The organism is Methylomicrobium agile, from assembly GCF_000733855.1.
GTDB lineage: Bacteria > Pseudomonadota > Gammaproteobacteria > Methylococcales > Methylomonadaceae > Methylomicrobium > Methylomicrobium agile.
The window spans coordinates 4,102,801-4,117,316 of the sequence record NZ_JPOJ01000001.1 but is presented as its reverse complement, the minus strand read 5'-3'; the positions used below and the strand labels follow the sequence as shown (position 1 = coordinate 4,117,316).

Genomic DNA, 14,516 nt, shown 5'->3' with positions numbered 1-14,516 from the left:
GATTATTCCTTAATTGCACCCAACACAATCAGGCCTGCAGAAAGCCAAGCCACTGCAATAATGAGCGGTCGTATCATGTTGGCGAATTGACAGAGTAAATCGAATCGGAAAGTGATCGGTTTGCCCAAATAAGTCGCAGTCAAAGGCGCAGGACAAGAACCTCCACCACCTAGGGAAACAGGACTGATGCCAATACCGGCAGCATTCTGCTCACCTATATCATCCGCCCCCGGTACTTCACCAAAGGAGGAACAGCCGATTGAGTTCGGGTTTTTATCACAATCAGTCTGAGTCGCCGTACCGCCACCGGAGTTTTGCGCTACACCATCACCGACGCCAATCTGTCCGGGCGTCGAAACGGTAGTTACGGTGCCATCCGTACCGATAGTCGTGCTTTTAACCACAGGACTATGGCCGATAATATTGTCGGTTTTGGTTTCCGTTGTGGTAATGGATCCATCAGGATTACGAGTTTGGGTAGTTTGAGAATCAATCTTGACATCCTCATTGACGCAGGCTTTCACGCCGCCATTAACGAGGCACGCCGTGGTAGTCGGCGAATTAGAATTATTTGAAACACAGACGGGCTGACCGTTGACCAGGCCACAGTTCTTGTCGCTAGTTTGGTACGCTTGGCCGTTGACAGTACCGACGCCGTTGGTCTGATCAACGCAAATTTCAGTACCGTTGACGGTACCACACTTGGAGAAATGGTCAAATGTTGTGTACGGGACATTGATTAAGCGGCGACTTTCTCCTGATCTTCCCGTACTCCATCCTTGAAGGAAACTCCCTGAATCACTTCGGCCAGGCGTGCAACGCCGCGTAACTTAAGCCAGCGGCGCTCGGCGCTTTTGACCAGCATGAACACCATCGCCAGGATGCTCTCCCGCGAGACACAGCCCCGCGTCTTGGCCGTGCGCAGTCGCACGGTGGCGAAGGTGGATTCGATCGGGTTGGTCGTCCGGATATGAATCCAGTGCTCTGCCGGAAAATCATAAAACGCGAGCAAGGCATCCTGATCCTTTTCCAGGCAGTCCGCTGCCTTCGGGTACTTCGGCCGATAAACGGTCAGAAAACGACTGAACGCGGTCTCGGCTTCCTTCCGGCTCGCTGCCATCCAGATTTCATGCAGACCCGCCTTGGCTTTCGGTTGTTGGCTCTTGGGCAGCTTGTTCAGGATATTGGCCGTCTTATGCACCCAGCAGCGCTGACTGCGCGTCGTACCGAAGACCTGCGGCAGCGCTTTCCAAAAGCCGAGGGCGCCGTCGCCAATCGCCAATTGGGGATCGATCCTCAAGCCCCTCAACTTTAGGTCCAACAACACTTCCCGCCAGGAAGCTTCGCTTTCCCGGTAACCGTCAGAGAGCGCCACCAGTTCCTTCTTGCCTTCCGGTGTCGCCCCAATCACCACCAGGATGCATTGCGCCGCATCTTCCAGTCGCACGCCGAAGTGGATGCCGTCAACCCACAGATAGACATAGCGCTGGTGCGAGAGATCGCGGCGCGACCAGCACTGCTGCTCGTCTTTCCAACTTTCCTTTAAGCGACTGATCGTGCTCGCCGACAAGCCCGGCGCCTCGGGGCCTAACAGGGTGCTGAGCGCTTCCTGAAAGTCTCCGGTCGAAAGTCCTTTCAGATACAGCCAGGGCAACAATTGCTCCACGGTCTTCGTGCGCCGTAAGTACGGCGGCAGTAGCGACGAAGTAAACCGTAGCTGGCCTGCGCGGTCGCGGATGCGCGGTACCGAAACCTCAATGTCGCCGATGCCAGTCTGGATCGTGCGTTTCGGCAAGCGGCCATTGCGCACGACCCGCTGCAAACCGGCTTGAGTCTTTTCCGTTTGAAAACGCTCCAGAAAGGCGCTGACTTCCGCTTCGATCGCCACCGCCAGCATTCGCTGGGCGCCTTCTCGCAAGACATCGGTTAAAGCATCGGCTATAGGGCTCGCACCCGCTAGCGTTTTTAACGGGATGACCTTATCATTGCTCATGGCGTATTCACTCCTCTTTGTTAGGATTTGATGACCTTGAAGACCATCAAGAATACGCCGCTTTCCTCATTCCTTCATCCACAACTTTCAAGCATAACTCACCACACTTTTGGTTGGCCTTAGGCGAGCTACTGCAAATAGTATTGCCCTTGGCATCCGTGACACATTGATTACCCGAAGCACTTTTCGATGCAGGAACAGACGGATTAGATGGCGTTTGAGTTTTCGCCTGTTCGCCGGCATCAGAACAAACGCCAGTGGAGAAAGCGTTGTAATCGCAGTACACCGCATGATTGCCAGTCAATTCAGACCAGCAAGTACCAGCGAAATCATCAGGATACATGAAGGCATATTCCTGACCACCATACGAGACCGTATTGTTATAAGAACGTCCGACATCAGCATCATATACCTCGTCGGACGAGCTTTCATACGTACCCGCCTTGACGGCTAATTTTTGAGAATCACCGGCTTGACCGGCGCAGCCGCCAGAACATTCACCCGTAGTAAGATCACGCGTCATGCCGACAGGACAGGCGGGAGCGCCTGAACAAACATAGGGAGGCGAAAAATTTACAGCCCCCCCATAGGGGCACCGCCAAAGCACAGATCCGGAATAACGGACGCCAATGGAATTTTTACAAAAATAGGCTTTTTGCTGAGAATCCAATCCATCAGGCACATAGGGAGGATTGGCTAAATCCAGAGAGGCACACACAGCAGCTAGCGAAGAAAACTCCACGCTATGGTTGTTAAAATAGGCTGGAACAGCGGGATAAGTATCCGCATAAGCAACAGACACAACACAAGCCAAAGCAAAAAATTTAACCACGGCCCGCATACAAGACAACTTAGTCAATCCCCGAAAAATATAATCCATGCTGCACCCGTCAAGGCCATGTAAACGGCAATCAGATAAAAGTCAGGTGTCATAATGCACGCCTCATTGTTTTAAAACCGAAGGCCACGGCCCAACACAAGACGATACCAAAGGAAACTTCAATGACATCAGAGAGTTCGAGACCGGAATAATTGGTTAGATAACCGACGCTAGAGCAGCTTGGGTAAACGCGAGTCAGGATGTAATCGGATTGCCCGGACGGTAAAAGAAAGCGATAGGTAATGTTGGCGGTATCATCTGCAAGCGCCGAGAATGCCACTGCAACAGCCACACCATCATCCGCAGGCATAGCGGGGAGCGAAATCTCAGCATTGGCGGCATCAGACAAGGAGGGATAGCAATATCCGCGAAAGAGGTTTGGCATACATAAATCGCACAATAAAGGAGCGGGGAAAATGCCGGGGAGCGGCATTAGCCGACCCCCCGGCAGATGGATTAAAGAGCGCGGCGCATGTACTGAAAGGCAACCGCCGCGACGACAGCGACCAAAGCCAGACCGCCGATAGTAGCTGCATCCGCTGCAGCATCACCAAGGGCTGTAGAAACGCCAGCAGGAACTGCAGCCGCAGCCAAGTTTGCTACGCCGGTCAGACCGGCACCTAAGGCAACTTTAGAAGTTGTTTTCATGTTTTCACCTCATAATTTCAAGATTAAAAAAAACCAGTGACCGACTGGTAGCGGAGTTCCCTTAAGAAGGGAAATTCGTTAAGAGAGTTTGTTTTGCCTGTAACGAAGGGCTTTAGCACGTTCCCGGATTACATGACGAAAATAGAAATCAATACGGGTAAACATGCCACTAGCAAGATGTCCGAAAATCACACCAACAGAGAAAGTGGTAAACAAAGCAAAGAAATATAAATCATCAAGCATATGGATAATGTCACCACATTGACCCATCAGATCGGAAACCGCTTGTTGGTATTGATTTAAGGAATCGTTCATGGAAAATAACCCGTATACAGATTAAAGTTTGTTTTTAAATATGGATTTGAGGGTGTTAGAACGGGTATTCGTTAAGCCGGTTTGTTTTGTCCAGGTTGTTCTTTGTTTTGGCTATTGAGCTTTGCAGTTAAGCGCGGGTCTTTTACGGCTAAGCAGGTAAGTTTGGCTTTGCCGCCAGCACCACGGCCTATGACTACGCGAAGTTCGAATTCGCCCGGAAGGAGTCCTTCGTTGGCGTAGGCTTCGAAGGTGATAGCCATTTCATAGGGACCGCCAATAGTGAGAATTTCGTTGCCGATGATGTTTTCGTTTAGGCCTTCGTTTTGTTGTTCAAGGAAGATGGAAATTCCGGAATTGGAGTCCATTGAGTATTTGGTTACTGAACGGATGTTGCCTTGAAGTACGGTTTGCATATTAGTTACCTTGGATTATGGTTTTAATGATATTAAGTGCTGTTTTCTTTCTTTTTATGGATAAGGGAAAGTGACCTTATGTTCTTTTGGGCGTTGCCTTCGGCCCGGGCTTTCCGTTCCAATCACTACTTTGAGCGGCTAAGAGCGAGTAAAGGAAAAATGCTATTCCGCGTTGCTCCATAGATTTTTCCTTAACTCGCTCTAGGCCGCTCAATGTAGTGATTTCCACTCCAATCCCTAACGCATTGAACGGCGAATCGGTCAGGGCCTTTTTTTGATACGTTAAGGCCACGGCCTTTTGATCGCTCCCTCTGCTCGGACTCACGGCCCCACCCTTGGGTCTTGGGTGGGGCCGCCCGTCTTTGCTTCCGGTCCGACGCGGCAAAGTTCCCCATTGAGGCGCGCCTGTCAAGGGCACTCGTCCCTCGGACCCTTGACAGGCGCGCCTCAATGGGGAAAAAGCAGCCGCGACCGAAAGCGACGACGAGCGGCCCCACCCAAGACCCCTTCCAACAGATTGGTAAGACTGATAGAAGGAGTTAGTTTTGCACATGGGCGGTTTCACTGGATGAAGCTGGGCCGTGGCCTTGTGCCGGAATGCCGTTGGGTTTCACTTGTAAGCGGCCATTGGCGTAGAGGGTTAACAGGGACTGAACAAGTTTATAGAATGTCAATCCGCGCTTGGCTGCATCGAGTTCAAGCTGTACGTAAATATCAGTCGGTAAAGCAGATTGAAATTTACGATAGGTTTGTTTTTGGTTTTCGCCTTCACGATAGGGAGGCAATAAGTCGTTTAGTTCGTTCATAAGATTTAACCGGGAATAATATTGTATTGATATGTAATAGGAAAAGGAAAAACACGTTTACTGAATACTACTGACCTTACATATAACCGTTTCCCTAAACCCCTTATTCTTTTCCTTCTATAAGAAATCTCAGAATATAAACCGCCTACAGGATATTTAATTGATTGCCCTGTTTGAGTAACTGAAATAAGAGCGGAAGGCAAAGTAAAAAGATTGGAATACTGCCAGCCAGGAATTACTTTTAATTCAGGTTGAGAATTTTCAAGAGCTTTTTCGCGCTCTTCAATTTCACGAAAAGCCTTAAAAGCCTCATAACGGCGATAAAATCGTCTTGTAACTTTATTAAAAACCCTAACCGACTTTTCATAAGCGGGATGGGAATAATCCATCGACATTCTCAAACGATACAGCCGATCATGAAGGTCATATGCCTGAAGGAATTGCTGAAATAAAACATTACGAGTTTGAGCAAGAAATTCTTTTGATATAGCCATTTTATTTCCCCTTACTTTTGCGCTTGGTCTACGCATTCTTGCGTGAGCAAAACCATGTTGACGACACGATGCTTGCCAATCAGCATCGATGGGATGTAGCCGCGATTAATCCAGCCTTCGACGACTCCGGGAGCAAAGCCGGTCAGTTCGGCAAATCTTTGCTGGCTAAGGACCGGAACGGATACAGCGGTTAGGTAGCTTAGGTTTGGGTTTTCTTGGTCGGTCATTGTGGTACTATAGAAAGCAGCTAAGGAACATTTACCATTTAAGTGTAAATATAGCACTCATTTAGTAATATGTCAAATGTTAAATGCAAATATAGCACTTATTTATGACGCTTAGAGAGAGATTAATAAAGGTCATTGACCATAAAGGAAAAACACCAAAAACAATGGAGGAACTAACAGGCATAGATAGAGCTAAATGGGCCAACATCAAAAGAAAAGACCCAATACGAGCTACAGAAGAACATATAGAAGCAGTGTGTAATCTATGGCCAGAATACGCACTTTGGATAACAACAGGCAAAACGATCCCGGAAGCAGGACAGATCAGCCCAGATATTGAAGAGGTCAGAAAAAATCTAGGGACGGGTACTTGACCGCATCGAAGGCGCTAGAAAATTGGTTCAGAGATACAATGTAAGGAATAGTATCTATACTTAGTTTTTTTGCAAAGAACGTAAAGGTAGAGGACATGCTATTGCTCGTAACATCATCATTGATATGCCTGTACATAGGATTCAGGCTTGGAAAGCATAAAAAGCTAAACAGCAATTCTTACATCCAAAACGAAGCAGAACTAGAAGTAATAAAAGAACTGAAAAAACTTGATAAAAACAAATACTATGTGATGAATGACATCACATTGCCAACAGAGGAAGGAACAACGCAAATCGACCATATTGTTTTTTCAGAAAATGGAATTTTCGTAATAGAAACGAAAGGTCACAAAGGATGGATTTTCGGGAAAGAAAACGATAGAAACTGGACACAGTATTTAAAAGGCGGAAGAAAATTCAGCTTTCATAGCCCTATAATACAAAACAGGAATCATATAAAGAACATAATAAATATAACAAACATTCCTGAACACACACTAAAAACAATAGTTGTATTTACAAATGATAAAATGGAATTTAAAACTTCTCTTCCAAAGCATGTACTAAAAATAAACCAGTTAATACAATACATAGAAGAATGGAATTTAAGCATATTAAATCATAGCAAAATGCTTGAAACAATTGGATTGATCGAATTCAAAAGAAAAGAAAAATCTGATGAAACAAATAAAGAACATATTGAATACATCAATAAAAGACTTTCACCCAAGCGCAAGATGAAAAACAATTAAAATAATGCAGAAAATATGTATTCAAATAAGGAAAACTTGAAATAAAAATCATTCGGCTGCAACTAATTAATAGTTGCAATTGTCAAATGAAGATGATAATATGCAACTATATTCTAGTTGCAAGTATCAAAAAATGAGCAACCAAAAAAAACTTTTTAAAGAGTTCATTAACACACCTTTCCCTACATGGAATGACGTCGAACACCTATTAAAAAAGCTAGGCTACCAAAAAATTGACAAAAAAGGTTCAGCCGTTGAATTTTGGAACGAATCAAAAAAAAGTTCGATATTGTTACACCGGCCACACCCAGGAAACACTATCAAAACCTACACCAAAAAAGATATCATCGAGCAGATTAAAAAAGCGGGGTTTTTTTATGAATCACTTTGAATATAAAGGATATTTAGGAAGCGTGAAAGTAAGCGTAGCAGATAAATGCATGCATGGAAAAATCGAATTTATCAATGATCTAGTAAATTACGAAGCAGAAACAGTAGAAGAATTAAAGAAAGAGTTCGAAGCATCCGTAGAACGATATCTAGAACATTGCAAACTGGTAGGAAAGGAACCGAATAAACCATTTAAAGGCACCTTCAACATCCGAATCGGCCATGAACTGCACGAAAAAGCAGCCAAAAGAGCAGAAGAAATCGGAAAATCGTTAAACGACTATATCAAGGACACCATCAAGAAAGACATCGAATCACACGCTTAACGACTGACAACAAAATGACAACGTTTGTGACGCTTTCAGTCGTTTATAGTGATTTTATGAAATTGTAAAGCTTTGGTTTTCTTACTTTTTTATATCGTTGAGTTACGTTTCAACTAACTTTTAATGCGGTTGTCATTGGTTCGAATCCAATACGACCCACCAACTTTACCAAATTAAATCAAGCAGTTAGCTTACCATAGCAGCTGCTTTTTTTGTGCCTCGAATTTCTTTTGCGTGACCTGGGCTTTAATTAACCAGCCCTTGCCCTTTCCAATACGGTAAGTGAGATACCACTTTCCATATTGGAGATTTTGTTCACCGCATCAATCAATTCTTGCAACTCAGCTGAAGAGTAATGGGTGGTTATATCTCCTGTCGTATGATGCAGAAGCACTTTACGCGTTTCAAACGATACACCCGCTGCTCTTAGACGTCTTCCAAAAGTATGCTTCAAATTGTGAGGTCCCTTTTTAAAAGATCCATCGCAGGGAAGCTTGGCTTTTTTCCAAGCATTCTTCCATGCCGTGGTATACATCCGCACCAGACGTTTACCTTCAAAAGGAAAAACGTACATCGAATGCAGTCCACGTTGTCTTTCGATTACCGACTGAGCAATACGATTTAGAACGACAATTTGGTCTTCCTTGTTTTTCTCCCCAGGCCAAATCCCGTCATCATAACAAACCGCCATTTCCAGGGGTTATGAAAATGGATGTCATCAGCGAAGGGACCTTAACCTCCCAATCCCATCTCAGCCAACAGACTCCTTGTTCGCGTAGCCCTGTATTCACTTTAAAAAGCGCCATCTTATGAAGATAATCGGGCAGAAGCTTAAAAAACCGCTCCTGCTCATCCCATGTCAATGGATACGGTTCAGCCGCATCTTCCCATTGGGCATTTGCAGTAATGGTGCCGTATCAATCCATGGTTGATTATTTTCATCACACCAAACTCGTGCTGAAAGCGTGAGTATTCTGCGAACGACTGCCAGATCCCGCGCAATGGTACCGCTTTTTATACCCTGTTGTTTTCTTGCTTTAATGTAAGGTTGCAGCGAGCCCATATGGACTTTTCTGATTTCCATATCTCCAATAAAGGAGTCCAATTGTTTTAGACAATCTGCTAAAGGAGTCCAATTGTTTTAGACAATCTGCGTTTCTGGATAAACTTCGCTTTGTAGCTTCATTCAGGAATTTCGCCGCTGCCATTCGAAAAGTCCGAACAGGCCTTACTCCATAGACTGAGGCTTGCCGAATTTCTTCGATTTTACGGGCGAGATACTCTTCCGCTTTTTCGAGGCCGCTTTCGCCAGTGCTCTCGCAAAGGCGTCTGCCTCGCACTTTTTTGTCGATATGCCAGAAATCGCCGCGTTTGACGAGTCCTGGGGTTTTCCTGCGTCCCATGATGAACCTCCATTAGGTTGATCAAGACGCCCGTTGCGAGTGATATAGTCATCCACCCAAGCATCCAAGTCAAGCCTATCAAATGCAACTCCTTGCTTACCGATAGGAATTTCTGTAAGCAGTGGGCGAACCAGAGTGTTGAATCGATTTCGATTCATACCCAAATAAAATGGCGCATCCCTGAGTCGTATCAGGCGCGGCAATATTACTGGAAGGTGAACCCTTGGCTTGACTATAGATTTAAAAACTCGAATCGGAATTTTTAAAAAAAGCTACGATAAATTCATTTTTAATAAGTGGTTTTGCAAACACAACATCGATCGGCCATATCTTCGCGAGCCTTTATTTAGAATAGAAGCCTCACAGTGAGAACATTTTACCAACTCAATCCGCCTCGATTTTAGGTCCTTTGCGATGACCCATGCGGCGGAAACCACTAAATCCTAGAAGCACATCAACGATGTCATGCTGCCTACGGGTCATACTACGTATGAAGTGGGATGTAAATCGGGGCGAAAAACATAACCAGCCTGATTGAGCAATATGCTGAATGTCCTTATTGGGCAATTGACTGATCGCCAACCGTACGTCTTCTTCGGCAATACCCATCATTAACTCCGCAAGAATCGCATTTTCCCTCGCCAATTCACGGGCTTTTATCAGCCAGGTGAGATTCAGTTCATAAATTTCTGCATCACATGCTTTATTATGAAGCGTGGCATGGCGCTCAAAATAATCATCCAGATTGTTGAACGCTGACTTCATGACCTCGTCTATCTCAGGCGCCATGTTAGCGAGCTGAAATTTGTTTTTAAGCAGGACTTACGCACGATAAAGGGCACACTGTGTGGAAATGAAGGTCAAAAGGTCTAAACAGTTTTCTCATACCGCTATGACACGCTTGGATTATTGCCAATTTCTGCTGGTCAGCCAGATCAATTACACGTTGACTTATTTTGCCGATCACCACGATACCTTCAGCCACGATGCCATCAACCGTTACTTGCGGCGCGAGCGGATGACGCCGCGGCTGATATGGGATAACGTCCGTGACGACATCGTCCCCACACTCACCGGTTATCTCCTCTTCGACGACACCGTGCTGGACAAAGATTACTCTCGGCAGATCGAGTTAGTGCGCTGCCAATACAGCGGCAATGCCCATGGCCTGATCCGCGGCATTGGCGTCGTCACCTGCGTCTATGTGAATCCGGCGTTGGATCAATTCTGGCTGATCGATTACCGGCTGTACGATCCCGAGGGCGACGGCAAATCCACGCTGGGCCATGTCCACGACATGCTCAGCCATGCAGTCTATCACAAGCACTTGCCATTTCACGCCGTGCTGATGGACACTGGGTATGCGACCAAAGACCTGATGTTGTTCATCGAGTCCCTGCAAAGAGTCTATTATTGTCCGCTCAAGGCTAACCGCCAAGTGGATGATTCCGGGGGTGAATGCGCGTATCAACGGGTCGATGCGCTGACCTGGGCGTCGGCTGAACGGCAACACGGCAAGCGCATCAAGATCAAAGGTTTTCCCAAACACCACAAAGTGCAATTGTTCCGGGTTGCGGTGTCCACTCACCGCACGGACTGGGTCGTGACCAACGATCCCACTCAGCATTCCCTGATGGCCACACAACAGGTGTGCGGCTATCGCTGGAAGATCGAGCAACTGCACCGCGAAGGCAAACAGGTCACCGGAATGGAACGCTGCCAGTGCCGAACCGCCCGGATTCAACGTAATCACATTGCCTGTGCCTTTCTGGTTTGGGTTCGACGGAAGCAATTCGCCTATGCAACAGGGCGCACCGTTTATCAATTGAAACAGGACCTACTTGATGATTACCTTTGCCAACAACTCAGAAATTCATCACTCCGCATGCAGCTTGCGTAAGTCCTGGCATTCAAAGTAAATGATTGAGGTATCCATATGAGTGAGATGCTTTCTATTGATCGCTTGCGCGCAGAAAGCGCGCGCTTCGGTACCAGCCCTTATCTGTTGACGCAGGGTAACGATGGCCGGCCGCATGCGGTGGCTGTATCAATCGAATGGCAAGGAGATCGGATTTTAACGCGCACCGGGACGCGCAGCGTCGCCAACGCCGATGCACGTCCGTTGCTCAGCCTGCTGTGGCCGCCGATCGAGGCCGGAGGCTACAGCCTGATCGTCGACGGCGATGGGTGCGTGATCGGCAGCGGGGCCGATGCGCGAATCAGCGTCACGCCGACGCGAGGCGTACTGCATCGACCCGACACCTCGGCGGCCTCCGCCGCGCGCGGGTGCGGCTCAGACTGTATCCCTTTACTTAGCTAAAGTGAAACTATATCTGGTCGGAATCGTGATGCGAGAGATGGGTTATCACATTCCCATACCACAGAGCCATCCACCACTCCTTGCGCTGACTGCTGCGGCTTGGCATTAATTAATGCCATCAGAGACTCATTCAAAATCGTCAAAGCTTCCTCGGAATCAGGGTTTACGAAATGCTGATGCCGATGTTTGCCGTTTATGCATTGTTCAGGTAGCCATCGCCGCGGAAATGATCTGACTTGAAAACCTCTGGCTGCTAATCTTTCTGCTACAGAGGGTCTGCCGCTTTTGGTGAGCCAATTGACTTTCTTCAAAGTCTGCAAAGCCCCAATCAACACCAGGGCCGGACTGTCACCGACTAAGCCAGCTAACCGCTCAGCCATCCATTCATCCCTATCACGCGGATTATGGGGGCCCGCATCGATCGCGACAACGTTTAGGCAAGCCGATTGTGTTGTTAAAGTTGCTAGATGCTCAATTAAGTTCCACATTGCTGGATGATCGATTGAGGCGGGAATCTGGACAGAAGATACAGCAGCTCCGGAGAGTAGTGCACGATCAAGCGCGGGTTGCTGATTGTCCGCGATCTCAAGTGCCACAATGAGGCATTGTCCTTGCTTGATATGGCCAGAAACCAAGTCTCTAACCAGTTCGGCCGACTCGGCATGCTGATGGGACTCGCCGATGAAGGTAATCGTCCCCGGCAGTAAGCCTTTCATGATGGGATCGGGCACTGCCGATCTCGCAGAGTAAGCGAACAGCAGGAGTATTAAAGCGCAAACGCGAGACATGTGAGTGAGGGGCCCAGCTTATCAGACGCGGCGTCATCCGCTCTCGCCGCAGGTAGCGGTTGATGGCATCGTGGCTGAAAGCGTCATGGTGATCGGCAAAATAGGTCAACGTATAATTGATCTGGCTGACCAGCAGAAATTGCCAATAGTCTAAACGCGTCATGGCACTATAAAAGAATGAGGCCGGTATTTTTGACCTTCACCCCCTCATGGTGTGCCCTTCGCTATCAAGCTTTTTGCGTAAATCCTGTTGGGCAATAAAGGCAAGTTATGCCGCATTGGCAAAACAACCAAGCTAGCAATACGGTAGCAGATGGTTTGTGATTGGTGGTTCTCCCTTTGTTAATTTTTTGTTTTGAATTGATGTTCAAACAATTAATTGGCCTTGGCTTGCCGCTAGGCTGATTGTCGCCACCGTGCCGGAATTGAACGTCAGATAGTCGGATTCGATGCCGTCCGAAAAGATTACGCCGTTTTCAGGCATTTGAGATTCCAATTGGAGAGGCATCTCCGGTGTGATTGCGCCAAATACCAGGCTAGTGCCTGTGGTCCGGCTTGGAAACGGTTCGCGCACGGTAAATTGCAGACGGCATTCATGCCAGGCGAAGCCGCCCTGAAGCGGATGGTGCTCACCGCCAGCTACTCCCAAAGCACCGGCCAGGATCGACTGAAACCAGCCGGTCGAGCCGAAGCCGGTGGAGATGATAATCCCCGACGATGACTGGGTTTCCTGGCTACCGTTCCACGCCAGCAGGTAGCGTGCCGAAGTATGACTCTTCGGCCCGACAAACAGGTCATTAACCGCCAGCAAGCGTTGACCATCATTGGTCTTCGCCTCGGCAAAGGTGATCGTTTTGCAGGCCGAGCGGCCAGCCAAGGTGCGCGTCACGACCCCCTTCAACTCGCCGATTTCGAAAGGCAGTAGTTTGCCGTCCCAGCGGCCCGGGTCGGGGTTGATCGCAATCACCGGCTGGCCGTCAAGATATTTCAACGTATTGGCGACCAAACCATCCTGGCCGATTGTGATCACAATATCGGCCGGGCTGAACTGGTAGTTCGGAAGCAAGCCCCGTTCCAGCCGTTGAAACCGCCCTAACGCTTTCAGCGTCCGCTCCGCTTCCTGAATCCGCCGTTGATAAAGATCATGTTCATCCAGATAATCCTGGGCATCGACCTGATTGTGCTCCAGGTAAAACCGGGCCTGTGGCCAGGTATTGAAGCGCTCGATCAACTCCTGTAAGCGTGTTTTGCGCACCACCAGAATAAAGCGGTATTGATAAGGCTCGCTCATGGTTGTACCGATTTTTTGATGAGATGGCCGAACAGATCCGGCGTGAGAGTCAGCTCGCCGATCTTGGCGGCATTCTGTGCGAGAGATTCGAAGGCCAGAGCCATCAATTGCTCCGGCTCCATTTTAGCCATGGCGATGGCCTTCAGGTTCTCGACCGGCAATTCCCTGAAGGCCCTCATCCGTTCGGTAATTGCATAGGCTTCTGTATCCGCTTGCCGGCGACTGTTTTCGCTGCTCAGGGCGATCAACTCCTTGCGCTGGGTTTCAGCAGCGATCTCGGCCTGTAAGCGTTCACGTTCAGTCTCGGCTTGGCCACGCTGTATCGCGCGCTGATTCAGGAGGCGTGATTCCTCGATTTCCTGTTCCTTTTGCTGCATCGATAGCTCGGTTTGCAGTTCGGCCTCCTTGATTGTTCGCTCCTGTTCGACCGCGGATTTACGACGGTTATAAATTGCATCATCCGCTTCCTTCAGAATCGCTTCTCGGGCTTCTGCCTCTAAGGCGCGCGCCGTTTCCGGCGTGGGTTGCAGGGCACTGATGGAGATGTCCAGCAACGCAATACCCAAGCCCGCTAGCGAAAGATCCTCGGCAAGTTGTTCTCGAATCAGCGTAACCAGCGTTTGCCCCAGCTTTAAAGCCTCCCGAAGCCCGGTGACTTGCACTTTGTTTTGTACGATCGACTGCACGATCCGAATCACCCGATCGGCCAGTTTCAACGGGTCTTCCGACACGTAGGTCTGGCCGTCGTTTTTGAGGCTGTAATTCAGCATCTCGGCCATTTTTTCCGGTGCCACCACCCGATAGGTCACTTGACCTTGTACGGTCATCGACTGGAAATCGGCAGTCAATAGCTTAAAAATGAATGGTGTCTCCTGGGCGTTGACCGGCACCGCCGCGATGGAATCCGTAGCGGCGTTATAGAAAAAGCTCAAGCCTTTGCCTCTTTTCCGGACTGTGCCGTTGACGGTTTTGATGACGAAGGTCGAAGCATCGGCTTTGAAGTATTTGATAACGAGCATGGTTTTTCTCCTATTAGTGTCTTTTAGTCTCTAAATTAAATAGTGACTTATAGTTACTTAATTGTCAAGTCTAAAAG

At 48.1% G+C, this 14,516-nt stretch carries 22 protein-coding genes and 1 pseudogene; 6 read left to right on the top strand and 17 right to left on the bottom strand.

Going from position 1 to position 14,516, the window contains the following annotated elements; all coding sequences use genetic code 11:
- Positions 1 to 2: 2 nt before the first annotated feature.
- The 10 genes from CC94_RS0119010 to CC94_RS0118985 all read right to left on the bottom strand — a co-directional run bounded on the left by CC94_RS0119010 (position 3) and on the right by CC94_RS0118985 (position 5,776).
- Positions 3 to 524, bottom strand: coding sequence for a virulence factor TspB C-terminal domain-related protein (locus CC94_RS0119010; RefSeq protein WP_040578340.1), 522 nt, complete (start codon positions 522 to 524; stop codon positions 3 to 5).
- 215 nt (positions 525 to 739) lie between these two features.
- On the bottom strand, positions 740 to 1,993 hold the full coding sequence (locus CC94_RS0119005) for an IS256 family transposase (RefSeq protein ID WP_005372517.1): 1,254 nt from the start codon (positions 1,991 to 1,993) through the stop codon (positions 740 to 742).
- Between the two features lie 46 nt (positions 1,994 to 2,039).
- The gene (locus CC94_RS23920; RefSeq protein WP_005372516.1) at positions 2,040 to 2,873 is read right to left on the bottom strand and encodes a hypothetical protein; all 834 of its coding nucleotides are present in this window, start codon (positions 2,871 to 2,873) and stop codon (positions 2,040 to 2,042) included.
- A gap of 49 nt (positions 2,874 to 2,922) precedes the next feature.
- A complete protein-coding gene (locus CC94_RS23915; RefSeq protein ID WP_157203480.1) occupies positions 2,923 to 3,258 on the bottom strand; it encodes a hypothetical protein in 336 nt (111 codons plus the stop codon).
- A gap of 71 nt (positions 3,259 to 3,329) precedes the next feature.
- Positions 3,330 to 3,521 (bottom strand): major capsid protein, encoded by a 192-nt coding sequence (locus CC94_RS23335; RefSeq protein WP_084675394.1) that lies wholly within the window; start codon positions 3,519 to 3,521, stop codon positions 3,330 to 3,332.
- A gap of 78 nt (positions 3,522 to 3,599) precedes the next feature.
- The gene (locus CC94_RS0119000; protein ID WP_005372515.1) at positions 3,600 to 3,836 is read right to left on the bottom strand and encodes a hypothetical protein; all 237 of its coding nucleotides are present in this window, start codon (positions 3,834 to 3,836) and stop codon (positions 3,600 to 3,602) included.
- A gap of 71 nt (positions 3,837 to 3,907) precedes the next feature.
- Complete coding sequence (locus tag CC94_RS0118995; RefSeq protein WP_005372510.1) at positions 3,908 to 4,249, bottom strand: hypothetical protein; 342 nt, start codon at positions 4,247 to 4,249, stop codon at positions 3,908 to 3,910.
- Positions 4,250 to 4,788: 539 nt separating this feature from the next.
- On the bottom strand, positions 4,789 to 5,055 hold the full coding sequence (locus CC94_RS23910; RefSeq protein WP_005372507.1) for a hypothetical protein: 267 nt from the start codon (positions 5,053 to 5,055) through the stop codon (positions 4,789 to 4,791).
- Between the two features lie 5 nt (positions 5,056 to 5,060).
- Complete coding sequence (locus CC94_RS23905) at positions 5,061 to 5,549, bottom strand: hypothetical protein (protein WP_157203479.1); 489 nt, start codon at positions 5,547 to 5,549, stop codon at positions 5,061 to 5,063.
- An 11-nt stretch (positions 5,550 to 5,560) separates the two neighbouring features.
- The gene (locus CC94_RS0118985; protein ID WP_005372503.1) at positions 5,561 to 5,776 is read right to left on the bottom strand and encodes a hypothetical protein; all 216 of its coding nucleotides are present in this window, start codon (positions 5,774 to 5,776) and stop codon (positions 5,561 to 5,563) included.
- A 104-nt stretch (positions 5,777 to 5,880) separates the two neighbouring features.
- On the opposite strand from CC94_RS0118985, the gene CC94_RS23330 reads away from it, so the two are divergent.
- From CC94_RS23330 to CC94_RS0118970, 4 genes are all read left to right on the top strand, one after another.
- Positions 5,881 to 6,150, top strand: coding sequence for a hypothetical protein (locus CC94_RS23330; protein ID WP_005372501.1), 270 nt, complete (start codon positions 5,881 to 5,883; stop codon positions 6,148 to 6,150).
- A 95-nt stretch (positions 6,151 to 6,245) separates the two neighbouring features.
- Entirely contained in the window at positions 6,246 to 6,902 is a 657-nt protein-coding gene (locus CC94_RS0118980) for a nuclease-related domain-containing protein (RefSeq protein WP_005372499.1), read from the top strand.
- 133 nt (positions 6,903 to 7,035) lie between these two features.
- The gene (locus tag CC94_RS0118975; RefSeq protein WP_005372497.1) at positions 7,036 to 7,293 is read left to right on the top strand and encodes a type II toxin-antitoxin system HicA family toxin; all 258 of its coding nucleotides are present in this window, start codon (positions 7,036 to 7,038) and stop codon (positions 7,291 to 7,293) included.
- Positions 7,280 to 7,618 carry a type II toxin-antitoxin system HicB family antitoxin gene (locus CC94_RS0118970; protein WP_005372495.1) on the top strand — a complete coding sequence of 113 codons (339 nt, stop codon included), beginning with the start codon at positions 7,280 to 7,282 and terminating at the stop codon, positions 7,616 to 7,618. Before CC94_RS0118975 ends, CC94_RS0118970 begins: the two co-directional genes overlap by 14 nt.
- A 250-nt stretch (positions 7,619 to 7,868) precedes the next feature.
- Here CC94_RS0118970 and CC94_RS24900 read toward each other — a convergent pair whose 3' ends face one another.
- The 3 genes from CC94_RS24900 to CC94_RS21840 all read right to left on the bottom strand — a co-directional run bounded on the left by CC94_RS24900 (position 7,869) and on the right by CC94_RS21840 (position 9,786).
- Positions 7,869 to 8,309 carry a tyrosine-type recombinase/integrase gene (locus CC94_RS24900; protein WP_051040373.1) on the bottom strand — a complete coding sequence of 147 codons (441 nt, stop codon included), beginning with the start codon at positions 8,307 to 8,309 and terminating at the stop codon, positions 7,869 to 7,871.
- A gap of 168 nt (positions 8,310 to 8,477) precedes the next feature.
- Positions 8,478 to 8,702, bottom strand: a complete 225-nt coding sequence (locus CC94_RS24895) for a hypothetical protein (protein WP_245549354.1) — start codon at positions 8,700 to 8,702, stop codon at positions 8,478 to 8,480.
- Positions 8,703 to 9,405: 703 nt separating this feature from the next.
- Positions 9,406 to 9,786: a flagellar transcriptional regulator FlhD gene (locus tag CC94_RS21840; protein ID WP_245549353.1), complete on the bottom strand. Its 381-nt coding sequence runs from the start codon at positions 9,784 to 9,786 to the stop codon at positions 9,406 to 9,408.
- Between the two features lie 88 nt (positions 9,787 to 9,874).
- On the opposite strand from CC94_RS21840, the gene CC94_RS0118950 reads away from it, so the two are divergent.
- On the top strand, positions 9,875 to 10,921 hold the full coding sequence (locus CC94_RS0118950; protein WP_005372482.1) for an IS701 family transposase: 1,047 nt from the start codon (positions 9,875 to 9,877) through the stop codon (positions 10,919 to 10,921).
- Positions 10,922 to 10,966: 45 nt separating this feature from the next.
- Entirely contained in the window at positions 10,967 to 11,341 is a 375-nt protein-coding gene (locus CC94_RS0118945) for a pyridoxamine 5'-phosphate oxidase family protein (RefSeq protein WP_245619790.1), read from the top strand.
- On the opposite strand, the gene CC94_RS0118940 is transcribed toward CC94_RS0118945, so the two are convergent.
- The 4 genes and pseudogenes from CC94_RS0118940 to CC94_RS0118930 all read right to left on the bottom strand — a co-directional run bounded on the left by CC94_RS0118940 (position 11,338) and on the right by CC94_RS0118930 (position 14,439).
- Positions 11,338 to 12,057 carry a hypothetical protein gene (locus tag CC94_RS0118940; protein ID WP_031431806.1) on the bottom strand — a complete coding sequence of 240 codons (720 nt, stop codon included), beginning with the start codon at positions 12,055 to 12,057 and terminating at the stop codon, positions 11,338 to 11,340. The genes CC94_RS0118945 and CC94_RS0118940 overlap by 4 nt on opposite strands.
- Before the next feature lie 91 nt (positions 12,058 to 12,148).
- Positions 12,149 to 12,292: pseudogene (locus tag CC94_RS25575) on the bottom strand (IS701 family transposase); the annotation flags it as partial.
- Positions 12,293 to 12,496: 204 nt separating this feature from the next.
- Complete coding sequence (locus CC94_RS0118935) at positions 12,497 to 13,420, bottom strand: diacylglycerol kinase catalytic domain-containing protein (protein ID WP_005372477.1); 924 nt, start codon at positions 13,418 to 13,420, stop codon at positions 12,497 to 12,499.
- Positions 13,417 to 14,439: an SPFH domain-containing protein gene (locus tag CC94_RS0118930; RefSeq protein ID WP_005372475.1), complete on the bottom strand. Its 1,023-nt coding sequence runs from the start codon at positions 14,437 to 14,439 to the stop codon at positions 13,417 to 13,419. The genes CC94_RS0118935 and CC94_RS0118930 overlap by 4 nt, the downstream gene beginning before the upstream one ends.
- Positions 14,440 to 14,516 lie beyond the last annotated feature (77 nt).

Coding starts and splice junctions, on each gene's coding strand:
- CC94_RS0118980 (WP_005372499.1), top strand. CDS start 6,246: ATGCTATTGCTCGTAACATCATCATTGATATGCCTGTACATAGGATTC.
- CC94_RS23905 (WP_157203479.1), bottom strand. CDS start 5,549: ATGGCTATATCAAAAGAATTTCTTGCTCAAACTCGTAATGTTTTATTT.
- CC94_RS0118985 (WP_005372503.1), bottom strand. CDS start 5,776: ATGACCGACCAAGAAAACCCAAACCTAAGCTACCTAACCGCTGTATCC.
- CC94_RS24900 (WP_051040373.1), bottom strand. CDS start 8,309: ATGGCGGTTTGTTATGATGACGGGATTTGGCCTGGGGAGAAAAACAAG.
- CC94_RS23335 (WP_084675394.1), bottom strand. CDS start 3,521: ATGAAAACAACTTCTAAAGTTGCCTTAGGTGCCGGTCTGACCGGCGTA.
- CC94_RS0118930 (WP_005372475.1), bottom strand. CDS start 14,439: ATGCTCGTTATCAAATACTTCAAAGCCGATGCTTCGACCTTCGTCATC.
- CC94_RS0118995 (WP_005372510.1), bottom strand. CDS start 4,249: ATGCAAACCGTACTTCAAGGCAACATCCGTTCAGTAACCAAATACTCA.
- CC94_RS23330 (WP_005372501.1), top strand. CDS start 5,881: ATGACGCTTAGAGAGAGATTAATAAAGGTCATTGACCATAAAGGAAAA.
- CC94_RS24895 (WP_245549354.1), bottom strand. CDS start 8,702: ATGGAAATCAGAAAAGTCCATATGGGCTCGCTGCAACCTTACATTAAA.
- CC94_RS21840 (WP_245549353.1), bottom strand. CDS start 9,786: ATGAAGTCAGCGTTCAACAATCTGGATGATTATTTTGAGCGCCATGCC.
- CC94_RS0119000 (WP_005372515.1), bottom strand. CDS start 3,836: ATGAACGATTCCTTAAATCAATACCAACAAGCGGTTTCCGATCTGATG.
- CC94_RS0118945 (WP_245619790.1), top strand. CDS start 10,967: ATGCTTTCTATTGATCGCTTGCGCGCAGAAAGCGCGCGCTTCGGTACC.
- CC94_RS0118950 (WP_005372482.1), top strand. CDS start 9,875: ATGAAGGTCAAAAGGTCTAAACAGTTTTCTCATACCGCTATGACACGC.
- CC94_RS0119005 (WP_005372517.1), bottom strand. CDS start 1,993: ATGAGCAATGATAAGGTCATCCCGTTAAAAACGCTAGCGGGTGCGAGC.
- CC94_RS23920 (WP_005372516.1), bottom strand. CDS start 2,873: ATGGATTATATTTTTCGGGGATTGACTAAGTTGTCTTGTATGCGGGCC.
- CC94_RS23915 (WP_157203480.1), bottom strand. CDS start 3,258: ATGCCAAACCTCTTTCGCGGATATTGCTATCCCTCCTTGTCTGATGCC.
- CC94_RS0118935 (WP_005372477.1), bottom strand. CDS start 13,420: ATGAGCGAGCCTTATCAATACCGCTTTATTCTGGTGGTGCGCAAAACA.
- CC94_RS23910 (WP_005372507.1), bottom strand. CDS start 5,055: ATGAACGAACTAAACGACTTATTGCCTCCCTATCGTGAAGGCGAAAAC.
- CC94_RS0118970 (WP_005372495.1), top strand. CDS start 7,280: ATGAATCACTTTGAATATAAAGGATATTTAGGAAGCGTGAAAGTAAGC.
- CC94_RS0118975 (WP_005372497.1), top strand. CDS start 7,036: ATGAGCAACCAAAAAAAACTTTTTAAAGAGTTCATTAACACACCTTTC.
- CC94_RS0118940 (WP_031431806.1), bottom strand. CDS start 12,057: ATGAAAGGCTTACTGCCGGGGACGATTACCTTCATCGGCGAGTCCCAT.